Source organism: Stagnimonas sp. FW305-C-60, assembly GCF_058782965.1.
In genome coordinates, this window is sequence record NZ_JBYSYF010000005.1 from 44,584 (window position 1) to 59,485 (window position 14,902).

Sequence of the window (14,902 nt, forward strand, 5' to 3'; positions counted from 1 at the left end):
GCAACAGCCTTATAACACGCTGTCACGACACCGCAAAACCGCCCCCAAGGCCCTGCAAGCGGCATGCGAGCAAACCATCCAGTCGCCTTTAGGGCTGCGGGTTGGCAGCTGCCACCCGACGGCTGGAGATCACCGAGTCGATGAGACCATAGTCACGCGCGGCATCGGCCGACATGAAATTGTCGCGCTCCATATCGCGCTCGATCTTTTCCAGCGGCTGCCCGGTGAACTCGACGTAGAGCTTGTTCAGCAGCTCGCGCGTCTTCAGGATTTCGCGCGCATGAATCTCGATGTCGGTGGCCTGGCCCTGGGTACCGCCGGAAGGCTGGTGAATCATCACCCGCGCATTGGGCAGAGCAAAGCGCTTGCCCTTGGCGCCTGCCGCCAGCAGGAATGAACCCATGCTGCAGGCCTGACCGATGCATAGCGTGGAGACATCGGGCTTGATGAAGCGCATGGTGTCGAAAATCGCCATGCCGCTGGTGATCACGCCGCCCGGCGAGTTGATGTAGAGGCTGATGTCCTTGTCCGGATTCTCCGACTCCAGGAACAGCAGCTGCGCCACGATCAGATTCGCCATGTGGTCATCAACCGGACCCACCAGAAAGATCACCCGCTCCTTCAGCAGACGCGAATAGATATCGAAGGCGCGTTCGCCACGGGCGGTCTGCTCGACCACCATGGGCACCAGATTGGCTTGCGGACGGAAATTCAAGGCACTCTCTCCAGAAAATAATAAGGGGTGACGGCCGCTGTCGGTCGCCACCCCGGGAACAGCATCCGATTTGATCAGGCCTGCGCCTGAGGATTCAAGAGCTGCTCCAGCGTCTGGCTGACCTCACTGATGGCGGCGTCGGCCGCCAGCACATCGACGACCTGGTCTTCCAGCACCACTGCGCGCAGGCCCTGCATCATGTCCGGGCGGGAGCGATAGAACTGCTGAACCTGTTCGGGCTGCTCGTAGTCGGCGGCCATCTCGGCCAGAGCCTGCTCAACGCGGGCGCTGTCCAGTGTGATGCTCTTGGTCTTGATCACTTCACCGATCAACAGGCCCAATGCCACACGGCGCTTGGCAGTAGCCTCGAACAGCTGATCGGGCAGCAGTTCCTTGGCCTTGTCGGCCTTGATCTTGCCCATGTTCATGCGCGCGGTCGCCTCCTCGCGCAGGCGCGGCAGCTCCTGCTCGATCAGGCTGGCGGGCACTTCGATCGGGTGGGCGGCAAGCAGCTGATCCAGCACCTGGCTCTTCAGCCGCGCCTTCACCGCCTTGTTGCGCTCGTTCTCAAGCGCCTGACGGGCCTTGGCACGCAGCGCCTCGGCGCCCTGCTCGGGTGTCAGGCCATGCGCCGCCAGAAACTCGGCGTCGTCGGCGGCCGGCAGCTGCACTTCCTTGACCGCCTTGATGGTGACCGTGAACTGAGCGGTCTTGCCCTTGAGGTTTTCGGCACGGTAATCGGCGGGGAAGGCGACATCGACCGTGAAGGTCTCGCCCGCAGCGTGGCCGATGATGCCGTTTTCGAGGTCAGGCAGGAACTGGCCGGCGCCGATCTCGAACTCGACGTCCTCACCCTTGCCGCCGGCGAAAGTCTCGCCATCGAGCTTGCCTTCGAAATCGACCTTGACCGAATCGCCGTTGGCGGCGGCGCGGCTCACGTCCTGGAAGCTACGACGCGCCTTGCGCAGGTTGTCCACCAGCTTGTCGATATCCGACTCGCTGATCTCGACCACCGGCTTACTGACCTGCAGGCTGTTGAGCTTGTCGAGCACGATGATCGGATAGACCTCGAAACTGGCCACGTACTCGAAGCCGTCGCCCTCGGCGCCGGTGATCTCGAACTGCGGATAGCCGGCGGGTTGCACCTGGGCCTGATCCACCGCTTCGGGATAGGTCTCGCGCACCAGGTCGTTGATCGCCTCGTAGCGGGCGGAGTCCTTGTACTGGGCCTCGATCACCTTCATCGGTGCCTTGCCCGGACGGAAGCCCGGCAGCTTGGCGCGACTGGCAATGGTCTTCAGGCGCTTGGCGACAGCGTTGTCGATACGCTCGGCCGGGATCTGCACGCGGAGGCGGCGGGCCAGGGCGCCGGTGGTTTCGAGGTGGACTTGCATGGTTTGGGGGGGCTGTATCGTGAGATTTCTGAAAACACGGACTCCAGAATCTGGAGGCCACGCCTGCGCTGCGCTTCGGAACCTGCCGACACCGCGATCCTTGGAAAGGATTGCGGCGACCGTCTAGCAGGCTGGTGCGAAAGGCGAGACTCGAACTCGCACGCCTTGCGGCGCTGGAACCTAAATCCAGTGCGTCTACCAATTCCGCCACATTCGCCCGAAACGGGTCGCGCAGTATACCAGCGTGCGCAGGCTCGGCTGGCGCTGGACGACTGGAGCGGGCTCAGGCCGATCAGAGTTGCGTTTTAAATGCGAATGATTATTATTTGTTGGCGATTGCCAACCCACCGGAGTTTCCCGCCATGAGCACGCTCACCCTGCCGCAGCTCGCCGCGCCCGCGCTCACGCCGCGCAGAGAACCCGCCAAGCCGCGGCTGCGCAGCGAAGACCTGTTTCGCAATAACCACGAGTTGATCATCGAACATCGCGGCGAGGAATACCGCCTGAAGCTCACCCGCAACGACAAGCTGATCCTCAATAAATAATCGCCGGCAAGGATTCAGCGGAAAGGCAACCCGCAGGCTTGCGGCCGCGCATAATCGGCAGCTCGCCTTCCTGACTGCCGTGTTGATGCGCCGCCTTCCGCGCCCCCTGCTGCTGCCCCTGCTTGCCATATTTCTGGGGATGGCCGTCGTTCAGGCTCTGCTGGCAGGGCCACTGGCCTTGAACCTCGGTGATTTGATTTCCGCCGGCGGACTGGGCGCCCGGCCCCTGCCCGACTACGCCGGCGCCGTGCTGATAGAGATTCGCCTGCCGCGCATAGCCAGCGCGCTGCTGATTGGCGCGGCGCTGGCAGTTTCCGGCGCCGCCATGCAGGGGCTGTTTCGCAATCCGCTGGCCGACCCAGGGCTGATCGGCGTATCCGCCGGCGCCGCGCTGGCAGCCACCCTCTGGCTGGCGTTCAAGACCACCTTGCTGCCCGGCTTGTCTGCGGCCTGGGTGCTGCCGCTGGCCGCTTTCGGTGGCGGCGCCCTTGCCGCCCTGCTCGCCCTGCGCCTTGGTCAGCGCGAAGGGCAGACCAGCGTTGCCAGCCTCTTGCTGGCCGGCCTGTCGATCAACGCCATCGCGCTGGCCGGCATCGGGCTGCTGCAGCAGCTCACCGACGACGCCACCCTGCGCGACATCACCCGCTGGATGCTGGGCAGCCTGGGCAAGTCCGGCTGGACCGAGATCGCTGCCGCGACGCCCCTGCTGCTGCTGCCGGTGATCTTGCTGCCGCGCGAAGGCCGGGCACTGGATGCCCTGCTGCTGGGCGAAGCCGAAGCCGGCCATCTGGGTGTGGATGTCGAGGCGCTGAAGCGCCGTGTCCTGCTGCTGGCGGTTCTAGCAGTCGGGGCCAGCGTCGCACTGGCCGGCATGATCGGCTTTGTCGGCCTGCTGGCACCGCATCTGGTGCGCCTGCTGATCGGCCCTGGGCACCGTCTGCTGCTTCCCGCCTCGGCCCTGCTGGGCGCGCTGCTGCTGCTGCTTGCGGACACGCTGGCACGCACGGTGGCAGCACCGATCGAGTTACCGGTGGGAGCCCTGACCGCCCTGCTCGGGGGGCCGTTCTTCCTTTGGCTGCTGGCCCGCCTGGGCGGCCGCGCCGGCCTGCTCTGATGCTGACCGGCCACGATCTGCATTGGCAGGCTGGCGGGCGCCAGCTGCTCGGCGGCGTTTCCATCGAAGTCCGCCCGGGTGAGCTGCACGCGGTGCTCGGCGTCAATGGCGCCGGCAAGTCGACACTGCTGAAGCTGTTGGCCGGCGACCTCCGCCCCAGCCTGGGCGAGGTGCGCTTGAACGGCCGCGAGATTCGGTCCTGGCCCTTGCGCCCAAGAGCGCGCCTGCGCGCCGTGCTCCCCCAGGGCGACAACCTGCGTTTTGCCTTCAGCGCCCGTGAAGTAGTCGCGCTGGGGCGGCAGGCCGCGTTCAGCGGCTCGCCGGAGCAGGAGTCCGCGGTGGTGGCCGCCGCGATGGCCGAAGCCGATGTGCTGCCGCTGGCGGAGCGCAGCTACCTGCAGCTGTCGGGCGGCGAGCGGCAGCGGGTGCAGTTGGCGCGGGTACTGGCGCAGCTGACCCTGCTCCCTGGTCAGTCGCCGACGCCCCGCTATCTGCTGCTCGACGAGCCCACCGCCGCACTCGACCTCGCGCATCAACATGCCTGCATGGCCCTGCTGCGGCGCGGCCTGGGCAGTGGCTTGGGAGTGCTGGCGGTACTGCACGACATCAACCTCGCCAGCAGCTACGCCGATACCATCAGCCTGCTGCATCAGGGCCGCCTGTTGGTCCAGGGTCCGCCCGCGGTAGCGCTGACGCCGGAGCTGCTGGGCCAGGCTTATGGCGGCAGTCTCAGATTCCTGCCCCTGGGCGATCGCATGCGTCCCCACTTCGACATCTCGGCGGTTGAAACCCCGGCGGGCGTCTAGCCGAAGCCGGCCGGCGGTCGGGCCGATCCGTTCATCAAGGCTTTGTCACCTGAAAGTGACCGCTAGCCTTGAGGTCACCCGCGGCCCATACTCCGGCCATTCAACCCACTGATTTCTGCCGCTTTCCAACGCAAAAGCATGGCTGTGCCCAAGACGACCAAGGCCATCCGCCCCGGCAGCGCCGATCACCTCGGTCTGGAATGGCACCAGGGCCTGCAGTTCAAGCTGGCGGTGCTGTTTCTGCTGCTGTTCGTCCTGCTGTCGGTGGGCGCGCTGTGGAGCAGCCGCACGCTGGTACAGCAAAACCTGCTGGTCGACAGCTACCGCTACGACGAGGCCTCCGGTCAGCAGCTCGCCAGCGGCCTGCGCGCGCTCAGCGACGACGCCCAGACCCTGGCCGGCAGCCTGGCGCAGCTGGCCGCCACGCCCGGCCTCAGCCAGGAGGCCCTGCGTAGCGCCGCGCCACGTCTGCTGCGCGGCCGCCCCTATGCCGCGCTGATCGCCGATTTCGGCATCTGGCCGGAGCCCAATGCGCTCTACCCGGGGCAGGAGCGGGCCAGCCTGTTCTGGACCCGCCACGACGGCAAGTCGGAGCTGCGCAGCGACTACAACGACCCGCGCAGCGTCCCCTACTACCACGAGAAGTGGTACACGCCGGGCCGCTATGCCAGCGAGGAGCGCGGCTACTGGACCGGCATCCGGACCGAGACTCTCAGCAAGCAGACGGTGCTCACCGTCGGCATTCCCATCCGCGACAGCCGTGGTTTTCTCGGCGTGGCGACCGTCTCGCTGGCGCTCGAGGCCCTGTCCAGCTACGTCGCCGGGCCGGCCAGCCTGGGTAGCGGCTACAGCCTGCTGCTGGACGAGAACAACCGCCTGCTCGCCGCCAGCGGCACCCCGGCGCCACTGACGCCGGGTACGCCGCTGGCCGAAATCGCCCAACGCCAGGCCAACTACTCCGCCCTGGCGTTGGCGCTGCACAAGCTCGACGAACAGCGGCACAGCGAAATCAGCAAGGCCTCGCTCTACGACGCCAGCCAGGTGTCGGCCCTGCGTGACGGCAGTCGCGAACTGTCTCGCCAGGAGGCCGAGGAGATCCTCGGCGGGATCTGGCGCGGACTGCTGCCCGGCGCCGATCACGCCAAGGCGCCGCTGCGCCTGGATCTGGCGCAGGCGCCGCCGGACGGCGAACCGGCCTACAGCATCCTGTTCGAACTGGCGGGCACCAACTGGAAACTGCTGCGCATCACCTCCACCGTCGAGGGCTTCGCCGGCGCCAATCACCTGTTCCAGACCTCGCTCTTGGTCAGCCTGGCCCTGGTCGCGATGGCGCTGTTGGCGGTGCTGCTGGTGGTGCGCATCCTGCTGGTGCTGCCGCTGCAACGCATGACCCGACAGCTCGCCAACAGCGCGACGCTGGACGAGGCGCTGAATCTGGTGCTGGATGAGTCCCCGCGCAACGAGGTTGGACTGCTCGCGCACTGGCAGAACGAGCGGGTGCGCCAGCTGCGCGAATCCATCGACAACGCCCGCAGCGCGCGGGTGCAACTCAGCGCCGAGTCCAACGAGCGCAAGAGCATGCAAGAGCAGCTGCTACGGGCGCACGAACGCACCGCGCTGGCCTTGCAGGCGGTATCGGACGCGATCATCACCACCGACGAACGCGGCGTGGTCGACGACATGAACCCGGTCGCCGAACTGCTCACCGGCATGTCCCTGCGCGAGGCTCGTGGCCGGCGCCTGGAGGAAGTGCTGCGCTTGCAGCAGGCCGGTGCCGCTGAAACCTCCGAGAACCTCGCTGAGCAGACCATGCGCCGCGGCACCCGCCTGGATCTCGGCGAGGGCCTGCGGATGAAGCCGCACAACGCCGCCGAGCGCGACCTGGTGCTGAGGGCGGCGCCGATCCGCGCGCGCGGCCGCCTGATGGGCGCGGTGCTGGTGTTCCACGAACGCCTGCGCCGCGAGCTCTCCGCTGGCGACAGCTTCGGCATCGGCCAGGAACTGCTCGACCCCTTGACCGGCTTGCGCACCCACGCTGCCTGCAAGCGCCGGGTATCCAGCCTCATCGAGCAATCGACGCAGAACAACCAGGGCCACGCCCTGCTCTACCTCGATCTTGATCACCTCAAGCGCATCAACGATCTCGGCGGCGTGCCCGCCGGCGACGACGTGCTGATCCGGGTTGCCGAGACCCTCGCCAACGCCGCGCCGGTCAGCCACGACGTCTACCGGCTGGCCGCCGATCAGTTCGCGGTGGTGTTGGAAGCGGTGGACGAGGCCAGCGCGATGGCGGTGGCCGAACAGCTGCGCGCCAGCCTGCTCAGCGCCCGCTTCTACTGGGAATCGCAGCCGCTGGCGATCACCACCAGCATTGGCGTCTGCTGCTTTGACCGCCAGCTCACCGCCCTGGAAGTGCTGCGCCGCGCCGACGACGCCTGCGTCGCCGCCAAGCGCGCCGGCCGCAACCGGGTGATGAACTACAACAACGCCATGGACCGCGACGTGCGCGCGGTGGACGACGATGCCTGGGTGCGCTGCATCCAGCGCGGGCTGGACGAAGACCTGTTCCATCTGCGCTCGCAATGGATCGTCGCCAGCAGCGACTACGCCGCCGAGGGCCATGCCTACGAGATGCTGCTGGCCCTGGAGGACGACGAAGGATTCTGGGCCGGGCCGGCGGCCTTCATGCCCACCGCCGAGCGCCACCAGCTCACCCCCACCATCGACCGCTGGGTGATCTCGCAGACCCTGCGGCATTTGCAGGAGCGGCCGGAACTGGTCGAGAGCCTGGCTTTTGTCAGCATCAATCTGTCGGCGCTGAGCCTGGTGGACCACGGCTTCCTGGAATTCCTGGCGCTGAAGCTGGAGCCCTTGCCACAGCTGGCCGGCAAGCTCTGCTTCGAAGTGCGGGAACAAGGCTTGAGCGAGCACCCGCAGGCGGCCATGCTCACCTGCGAGGTGCTGCACCGCCTGGGTTGCAAGATCGCCGTCGATCACTACTTCGGCCGGCACATGGCCGAGCTGGAGCTGCTGCGCAAACTGCCGGTGGACTTCGCCAAGGTCGACGCGCAGACCTTCAAGAACCTTGGCAGCGACCCGGTCGAGCAGATCCTCGCCGAATCAACCCTGCGCATGGTGCGCCAGCTGCGCCGCCGAGTGGTGGTCTACAACATCGACGACCTGAAGATGACTGAAACCTGGCGCAAGCTGGGTGCCGATTACTTCCAGGGCTACGCCTTTGCCAAGCCCTCGCCGGTGCTCTTCCTGCCGCCGGGCTGAGCCTTACGAAGGCTTTAGGCCGGCTCCAGGTGCACCAGCCTCAGTTGCAGCGCCTCGCTGCCGTTCCAGCGGTTGACGCTGAGCTGGTAGACCGCTTGCAGCCAGACACCCGCCGCCAGCGCCCGCTCGGCGCCACCGAAGTCCACCGCCTCCAGCTGCACGCTGCCGGCCTCCAGGCGATAACGCACATGCTGCTGTTCGCTGCCCATCAGCCGCAGCGAGGCGACGCGGAAGGCGCCCGAAAATTGCGGCTCGGGAAAGCCCGCGCCCCAGGGGCCAGCCTGCTCCAGCAGCTTGGCGGTGGCCAGACTCAACTCGCTGGCGGACAAGGCCCCGTCGGTTTCGATCACCCGCTCCAACTCCACCGGGCTCAGCCGCTCGCGGCAGGCCTGATCGAAGGCGGCGGCGAATTCCGGATAGCGCGCCTCGCTCAAGCTCAGGCCGGCCGCCATGGCATGGCCGCCAAAGCGCTCGATCAGCCCCGGATGCGCGGCATCGACCGCCGCCAGCACATCGCGGATGTGCAGACCGGGAATGCTGCGCGCCGAGCCTTTCAGCACTCCGGCCTCCTGGGCGCGGGCGAAGGCGATGGCGGGCCGGTGGTGGGACTCCTTCAGCCGCGCCGCCACCAGGCCGACCACGCCCTCGTGCCAGCTCTCGTCGAAGGCGCACAGGCCGACCGCGCCGTCGTCCTCGACCAGCAGCTGCGCCTCCTCGCTCATCTGGCTGGTGAGGGCGCGGCGCTCGCGGTTGAGCCGGTCCAGCTCCTGCGCCAGCGGTCGCGCCATCTCCAGGCTGTCCGCCAACAGGCATTCGATGCCGGCGCGCATATCGTCCAGGCGGCCGGCGGCATTCAGGCGCGGCCCCAGCACGAAGCCAAGATCGGTGGCACTGAGCGCCGCCAGCGGCCGGCCGGCGGCTTCCAGCAGCGCCAGCAGACCGGGCCGGCCACGGCCGCCGCGCAAGCGGCGTAAACCCTGCTCGACCAATACCCGGTTGTTGGCGTCCAGCCGCGCGACGTCGGCGACCGTGCCCAGCGCGACCAGATCCAGCCAGTTGGCCAGATTCGGTTCGCTGGCAAGCTGGCCGCGACGACGCAGTTCGGCGCGCAATGCCATCAGCAGATAGAACATCACCCCGACGCCGGCCAGCGCCTTACTGGCAAAGCCGCAGCCCGGCTGGTTGGGATTGACGATGGCATCGGCCGCCGGCAGCTCGGCGCCGGGCAAGTGGTGGTCGGTGACGATCACCCCCAGGCCCAGTGCCTTGGCGTGGGCGACGCCGGCCAGGCTGGCGATGCCGTTGTCGACGGTCACCAGCAGCTGCGCACCCCGCTCGACGGCAAGATCCACCAGCGCCGGCGACAGCCCATAGCCCATGCGGAAGCGGTCCGGCACCACGTAATCGACGCGGCTTGCACCCAGGGCGCGCAGGCCCAGCACCGCCAGTGCGGTGCCGGTGGCACCGTCGGCGTCGTAGTCACCGGCGATCACGATCTGCCGCTGGCTGGCGATGGCATCGGCCAGCAGCGCGGCCGCCCGGTCCAGGCCGAGCAGTCCATCGGGTGGCAGTAGGTTCTTCAGCTCCAGCGTCAGCTCGGCGGGAGCGACACCACGCGCCGCGTAGACACGGCGCAGCACCGGGTGCAGTTCGGCCGGCAACAGCTCCGGCTGGCCGGCCGCGCGTGCCTGGATACGCGGCGCGGTGTTCATCGTGAGCCGTTCAGCGCAGCTGCGAAACGATGGCCTGCTCGACCGCGCCGCGCTCCGCCGCCACCTGCACCAGGCCCTTGAGGCCAGCCTGGATGACGATGTCCGGGTCCTTGAGACCATTGCCGGTCAGCGTGCAGACCACGGTGGCGCCCTGGGCGATCTTGCCGCTCTTGATGTCGCGCAGCGCGCCGCACAGCGAGGCCGCCGAGGCCGGCTCGCACCAGACGCCTTCCTGCTCGGCGAGCAGGCGCTGGGTGGCGAGGATCTCGGCGTCGGTGCACTCGTCGAACCAGCCGCCGGACTCCTTCTGCGCCGCCCAGGCGTGATCCCAGGACTGCGGATCGCCGATGCGGATGGCGGTGGCGACGGTCTCGGGATTGGCGACGCGGCCGCCGCGCAGGAAGGGCGCGGCGCCAGCGGCCTGGTAGCCGGCCATCTTCGGCAGATTGTTGCTGAAGGCCTCCAGCGAATAGCCGCCCATGCTGGCGGTGGCGCGCTGGCCGGTCGCTTCCTTGTAGCCCATCCAGTAGGCGCTGATGTTGCCGGCGTTGCCCACCGGCAGACAGTGGTAGTCGGGAGCGCGGCCCAGGGCCTCGATGATCTCGAAGGCGGCGGTCTTCTGGCCCTGCAGGCGATAGGGATTGATGCTGTTGACGATCGCCACCGGCGTGGTCTGCGCGACCTCCTTCACCAGCCGCATACCGTCGTCGAAATTGCCCTGGATCTGCACCACTACCGCCCCATGCACCACCGCCTGGGCGAGCTTGCCGAGCGCGATCTTGCCGTCCGGAATCAGCACGAAGGCGGTGATGCCGGCGCGCGCCGCATAGGCCGCCGCCGCCGCGCTGGTGTTGCCGGTGGAGGCGCAGATGATCGCCTTGCTGCCCTCGTGCACCGCCTGCGTGACGGCGGCGGTCATGCCGCGGTCCTTGAACGAGCCCGTGGGGTTGAGGCCCTCGAACTTGACCAGAATGCGCCCCTCGAAGCCGGCCCGCTTGGGGATGTTCACCAGCTCGATCAGCGGCGTGTTGCCCTCGTTGAGAGTCACCGCCTTCACTTCGGGAGCGAAGGGCAGACGCGAGCGGTAGCGATTGACGAGACCGGTGTAGTGCATGGGATCAGACCTGTACGGGTGCGGCGGGATGAAAGGGTTGCGCCAGTAGGACGTCGAGGTGCGTGCGCACCCGTGGCCATTCCTCGCGGATGATGCTGAACCACACCGAGTGCCGGATCGAGCCGTCGGGCATCAGCATGTGGTTGCGGAAAGTACCTTCTTCGGTGGCGCCGATGCGGACTAGCGCGGCGCGCGAGGCGGCGTTGCGGGAGTCGGTCTTGAACTCGATGCGATTGAGTCCGAGCCGTTCGAACCCATGCGCCAGCAGCAGCCGCTTGCACTCGGTATTGACCGGTGTGCGACGCGCCGAGGCCTGGAGCCAGGTCCAGCCGATCTCGGCGCGTTTGTGTGCTGGGTCGAAGGCAGCGAAACGGGTGGCGCCGACGATGCGGTCGTCGGCCACATCGCGGATCACGAACGGCAGCGCACGACCGGCGGCCAGATCGGTGAGACCGCTCTCGATGTAGTCGCGCATGCCCTGCTGTCCGGCCACCGCGCTGGGAAACCAGCGGAAGGTCGCCGGATCGCTGCCGGCCTCGCACAGAGCGGCATGGTGCCCGGCCAACAGCGGCTCCAGCCGCACATGGCGGCCTTCCAGAGTCACTGGCGCGAGCATCAGTCCTTGAAGTGTTCGACGCGGATCCGGGCCGCGCCCTCGCGCACGAAGGGCAAGGCCTCGATCGCCGCCAGCGCGTCGTTGAAGCGCTGCTCGGCGACGCGGTCGGTGATCAGCGCCACCGTGGCGTCTTCGTCGCCGCGCGGCTCCTTCTGCAGGATCGCCTCGATGCTGATGTCATGCTCGGCGAGGATACCGGTGAGTCCCTTGAGCACGCCCGGTTCATCGGCCACCCGCAGGCGCAGGTAGTAGCAGGACTCGATGGCACTGATCGGCAGCAGGTTCAGCACCTGCACCGCTCCCGGCTGGAAGGCCAGCGCCGGCACATGGCGGTGCGCCTCCGCGCCCAGGCCGCGCGCGACGTCGACCAGATCGGCCACCACCGCGCTGGCGGTGGCGTCGCCACCGGCGCCACGGCCGTAGAAACCCACCTGGCCGACGGCATTGCCCTGCACCAGCACCGAGTTCAGCACGCCATCGACCTTCGCCAGCAACTGGTCATCGGGGATCAGCGTCGGATGCACGCGCAGTTCGACGCCAGCCGCGGCGCGCTTGGCGATGCCCAGCAGCTTTATGCGATAGCCCAGCGTCTGGGCGATCTGGATGTCCTGCGCGGTGACCTTGGTGATGCCCTCGCAGGCCACTGCCGGGAACGACAGCGGCATGCCGAAGGCGATGCTGGCCAGGATGCTGAGCTTGTGAGCGGCGTCCACGCCCTCGACGTCGAAGGTCGGATCGGCCTCGGCATAGCCCAGCTTCTGCGCGTCGGCGAGCGCATCGGCAAAACTCTGCCCCTTCACCGTCATCTGGCTGAGGATGTAGTTGCAGGTGCCGTTGATGATGCCGGCGAGGCCATCGATGCGGTTGCCGGCCAGGCCCTCGCGGATCGCCTTGATGATCGGAATGCCACCGGCGACGCTTGCCTCGAAGGCTACCGGCACACCAGCCTTGGCGGCGGCGGCGAAGATGGCATTGCCGTTCTCGGCCAGCAGCGCCTTGTTGGCGGTAACTACCGGCTTGCCACGAGCCAGTGCCGCCAGGATCGCGTCCTTGGCGACACCCTGCCCGCCGATCACCTCCACCAGCACATCGATGTCGGCCTCGCGCGCCACGCTCATGGCATCGCTGACCACGGTGATGCCGTTGAGGTCGATCTCGCGCTTGCGTCCCAGATCGCGGGCGCTGGCATGGGTAATCAGCACCGGGCGACCGACCCGACGGGCGATCTCCTCGGCGTTGTTCTTGAGGACGCGGACCACACCCTGGCCGACGGTGCCCAGGCCGATCAGGCCGACTCTTACCGGACTATTGCTCACTGCTTCACTCTCGACGTGAAGCGTGAGGAGTGAGGAGTGAGGCGAGGCTGGCAAGGCCTCGCCCCTAGCGCCTCACGCCTCACGCAGGAATTTCTTGATGTTGCGGATGGCCTGCCGGGTCCGGTGCTCGTTCTCGATCAGGGCGAAGCGCACATGGGTGTCGCCCTCGTGGCCAAAGCCGATGCCCGGGCTGACCGCGACATGGGCCTGCTCCAGCAGCAGCTTGGAGAACTCGATGGAACCCAGCGCCCTGTATTTCTCCGGAATCTCGGCCCAGACGAACATCGTCGCCTTCGGCTTTTCGACCTTCCAGCCGGCGGCGTTGAGGCCTTCGCAGAGCACATCGCGGCGCAGCCGGTACATCTCGCAGATCTCGGCGACGCAGTCCTGCGGGCCTTCCAGCGCGGCGATCGCGGCGACCTGGATCGGCGTGAACATGCCGTAGTCGAGATAGCTCTTGATGCGCGCCAGCGCCGCCACCAGGATCGGGTTGCCGACCATGAAGCCGACCCGCCAGCCCGGCATGTTGTAGCTCTTCGAGAGCGTGAAGAATTCCACCGCCACGTCCTTGGCACCCGGCACCTGCATCACGCTCGGCGCCTTGTAGCCGTCGAAAACGATGTCGGCATAGGCGAGATCGTGGATCAGCCACATCTCGTGTTCCTTGCAGATCGCCACCGCCTTCTCGAAGAAGTCCAGCTCCACGCACTGCGTGGTCGGATTGCCCGGGAAGTTGAGGATCAGCATCTTCGGCTTCGGCCAGCTGTCCTTGATGGCCTTAACCAGCTCCTCGAAGAAGTCGACGTCGGGCGTCATCTTCACATGGCGCACGTCGGCGCCGGCCAGCACCACGCCATAGGGGTGGATCGGGTAGGCCGGATTCGGGCACATCACCACATCACCCGGCGCCAGCGTGGCGAAGGCCAGGTGCGCGAGACCTTCCTTGGAGCCGATGGTGGCGATCACCTCGGTCTCGGGGTTGAGATCGACGGCGTAACGGTTCTTGTACCAGTTGGCCATCGCCCGGCGCAGGCGCGGAATGCCCTTGCTGACGCTATAGCGATGGGTATGGGTGCCGTCCTCGTCGTGGACTTCCGGCTTGACGTAGTCGCTCTCGGTGCCGCGCACCGAGGCTTCCACCAGCTTGTCGACGATGTGCTTCGGCGTCGGTTGGTCGGGGTTGCCCATGCTGAAATCGATGACATCGTCCCCGCGAGCTCGGGCCGCCTTCTTCATATCACCGACGATGTTGAAGACGTAGGGCGGCAAGCGCTGGATGCGCGGGAAATTGGTGTTCATCGTGAACGCAACAGGGGTCTGTCCTCGTGGTAGTGGGCTGCAATGCCGCCTGGGCGGCGACCGCCGCGGGCGCGGCGGCGCGCAATTAGACTCCCAGTCGCTACGCGCTGCAACAAAATTGCGGACTTGAGCTGGCCGTCAGCGCGCAGGAAGGAAGCGCAAGGGGTCCACTGGCTTGCCGTGCTCGCGGATCTCGAAGTGCAGCGCGGGCTTCTGCTCGGGGCCGATGCCCAACTCGGCGATGGTCTGGCCGGCACGCACCTCGTCGCCCTCCTTCACCAGGCGCCGCTGGTTGTAGCCGTAGGCGGAGAGATAGGTGTCGTCGTGCTTGACGATCACCAACTCGCCATAGCCCTTGAGCGCGCTGCCGCTGTAGACCACCTTGCCGGCGGCGGTGGCGGTCACTGGCTGGCCGATGTCGCCGCCGATGTCGACGCCCTTGGCGCCGGCTGCCAGGCTGTAGCCGCGCAGTACCGCGCCGTTGGTAGGCCAGGACCAGCGCAGACCAGAGCTGCTTGCAGGCGGCAGGCTCACGACCGGCGCTGGCAGGCTGGCTACCGCCGGCAGCGTGGCGGCCGGCACAGGCGCGGGTCCGGTCGCCGCAATCGGCTTGGGCCCCGCCGGCTGCGGTGCCGGTGGCAGCGCGGTCGGCGCCAACGGCCGGGTCTCGACCACCTCGCTGCCCAGCGGTGCCGCCGGTGCGGTCAGCCGCAGGCCCTGGCCAGCACGGATCAGGTAGTCAGGGCCGGCAATGCCGTTCCAGGCCGCCAGATCCTTCCAGTCGAGCTGATTCTTGAAGCCAATGGCGTACAGGGTGTCGCCCGGCTGCACCAGGTAGTCAGCAGCCGAAATCCCTGCGCCTGGGCCCTGCCCGCGCACGCCATTGGCGGCCGAGGGCGGGTAGATGCGGGGCTCTTCCTTCCAACCGTAACCGCAGGCGGCCAGCAGCAGGGCGGGGGCGAGGACCAAGACGAGACGCGGCGACGACATGG

12 protein-coding genes and 1 tRNA gene are annotated in these 14,902 nt (G+C 67.5%); 4 read left to right on the top strand and 9 right to left on the bottom strand.

Annotated features, from left to right (window positions below; genetic code table 11):
* Positions 1 to 88: 88 nt before the first annotated feature.
* The 3 genes from clpP to AC3WT6_RS14130 form a co-directional block, all read right to left on the bottom strand.
* A complete protein-coding gene (gene clpP / locus AC3WT6_RS14120; RefSeq protein ID WP_492654241.1) occupies positions 89 to 766 on the bottom strand; it encodes an ATP-dependent Clp endopeptidase proteolytic subunit ClpP in 678 nt (225 codons plus the stop codon).
* A 23-nt stretch (positions 767 to 789) separates the two neighbouring features.
* Complete coding sequence (gene tig, locus AC3WT6_RS14125; protein ID WP_492654242.1) at positions 790 to 2,109, bottom strand: trigger factor; 1,320 nt, start codon at positions 2,107 to 2,109, stop codon at positions 790 to 792.
* 132 nt (positions 2,110 to 2,241) lie between these two features.
* Positions 2,242 to 2,326: transfer RNA gene (locus AC3WT6_RS14130), tRNA-Leu, on the bottom strand.
* A gap of 145 nt (positions 2,327 to 2,471) precedes the next feature.
* Here AC3WT6_RS14130 and hemP point away from each other — a divergent pair.
* The 4 genes from hemP to AC3WT6_RS14150 all read left to right on the top strand — a co-directional run bounded on the left by hemP (position 2,472) and on the right by AC3WT6_RS14150 (position 7,853).
* Positions 2,472 to 2,654 (top strand): hemin uptake protein HemP, encoded by a 183-nt coding sequence (gene hemP, locus AC3WT6_RS14135; protein ID WP_492654243.1) that lies wholly within the window; start codon positions 2,472 to 2,474, stop codon positions 2,652 to 2,654.
* An 85-nt stretch (positions 2,655 to 2,739) separates the two neighbouring features.
* On the top strand, positions 2,740 to 3,768 hold the full coding sequence (locus AC3WT6_RS14140) for a FecCD family ABC transporter permease (RefSeq protein WP_492654244.1): 1,029 nt from the start codon (positions 2,740 to 2,742) through the stop codon (positions 3,766 to 3,768).
* Positions 3,768 to 4,574: a heme ABC transporter ATP-binding protein gene (locus AC3WT6_RS14145; RefSeq protein ID WP_492654245.1), complete on the top strand. Its 807-nt coding sequence runs from the start codon at positions 3,768 to 3,770 to the stop codon at positions 4,572 to 4,574. The genes AC3WT6_RS14140 and AC3WT6_RS14145 overlap by 1 nt, the downstream gene beginning before the upstream one ends.
* 144 nt (positions 4,575 to 4,718) lie before the next feature.
* Positions 4,719 to 7,853: an EAL domain-containing protein gene (locus AC3WT6_RS14150; RefSeq protein WP_492654246.1), complete on the top strand. Its 3,135-nt coding sequence runs from the start codon at positions 4,719 to 4,721 to the stop codon at positions 7,851 to 7,853.
* Positions 7,854 to 7,867: 14 nt separating this feature from the next.
* Here the strand turns inward: AC3WT6_RS14150 and recJ are convergent, their stop codons facing one another.
* From recJ to AC3WT6_RS14180, 6 genes are all read right to left on the bottom strand, one after another.
* Entirely contained in the window at positions 7,868 to 9,565 is a 1,698-nt protein-coding gene (recJ, locus tag AC3WT6_RS14155; RefSeq protein ID WP_492654247.1) for a single-stranded-DNA-specific exonuclease RecJ, read from the bottom strand.
* A 10-nt stretch (positions 9,566 to 9,575) separates the two neighbouring features.
* Positions 9,576 to 10,679, bottom strand: a complete 1,104-nt coding sequence (thrC, locus tag AC3WT6_RS14160) for a threonine synthase (RefSeq protein WP_492654248.1) — start codon at positions 10,677 to 10,679, stop codon at positions 9,576 to 9,578.
* A gap of 4 nt (positions 10,680 to 10,683) precedes the next feature.
* The gene (locus AC3WT6_RS14165; RefSeq protein ID WP_492654249.1) at positions 10,684 to 11,295 is read right to left on the bottom strand and encodes a GNAT family N-acetyltransferase; all 612 of its coding nucleotides are present in this window, start codon (positions 11,293 to 11,295) and stop codon (positions 10,684 to 10,686) included.
* Positions 11,295 to 12,611 carry a homoserine dehydrogenase gene (locus AC3WT6_RS14170; RefSeq protein WP_492654250.1) on the bottom strand — a complete coding sequence of 439 codons (1,317 nt, stop codon included), beginning with the start codon at positions 12,609 to 12,611 and terminating at the stop codon, positions 11,295 to 11,297. Before AC3WT6_RS14170 ends, AC3WT6_RS14165 begins: the two co-directional genes overlap by 1 nt.
* A gap of 72 nt (positions 12,612 to 12,683) precedes the next feature.
* Entirely contained in the window at positions 12,684 to 13,910 is a 1,227-nt protein-coding gene (gene alaC / locus AC3WT6_RS14175) for an alanine transaminase (protein WP_492654251.1), read from the bottom strand.
* 138 nt (positions 13,911 to 14,048) lie between these two features.
* Positions 14,049 to 14,900, bottom strand: a complete 852-nt coding sequence (locus tag AC3WT6_RS14180) for a peptidoglycan DD-metalloendopeptidase family protein (protein WP_492654252.1) — start codon at positions 14,898 to 14,900, stop codon at positions 14,049 to 14,051.
* Positions 14,901 to 14,902: the final 2 nt, after the last annotated feature.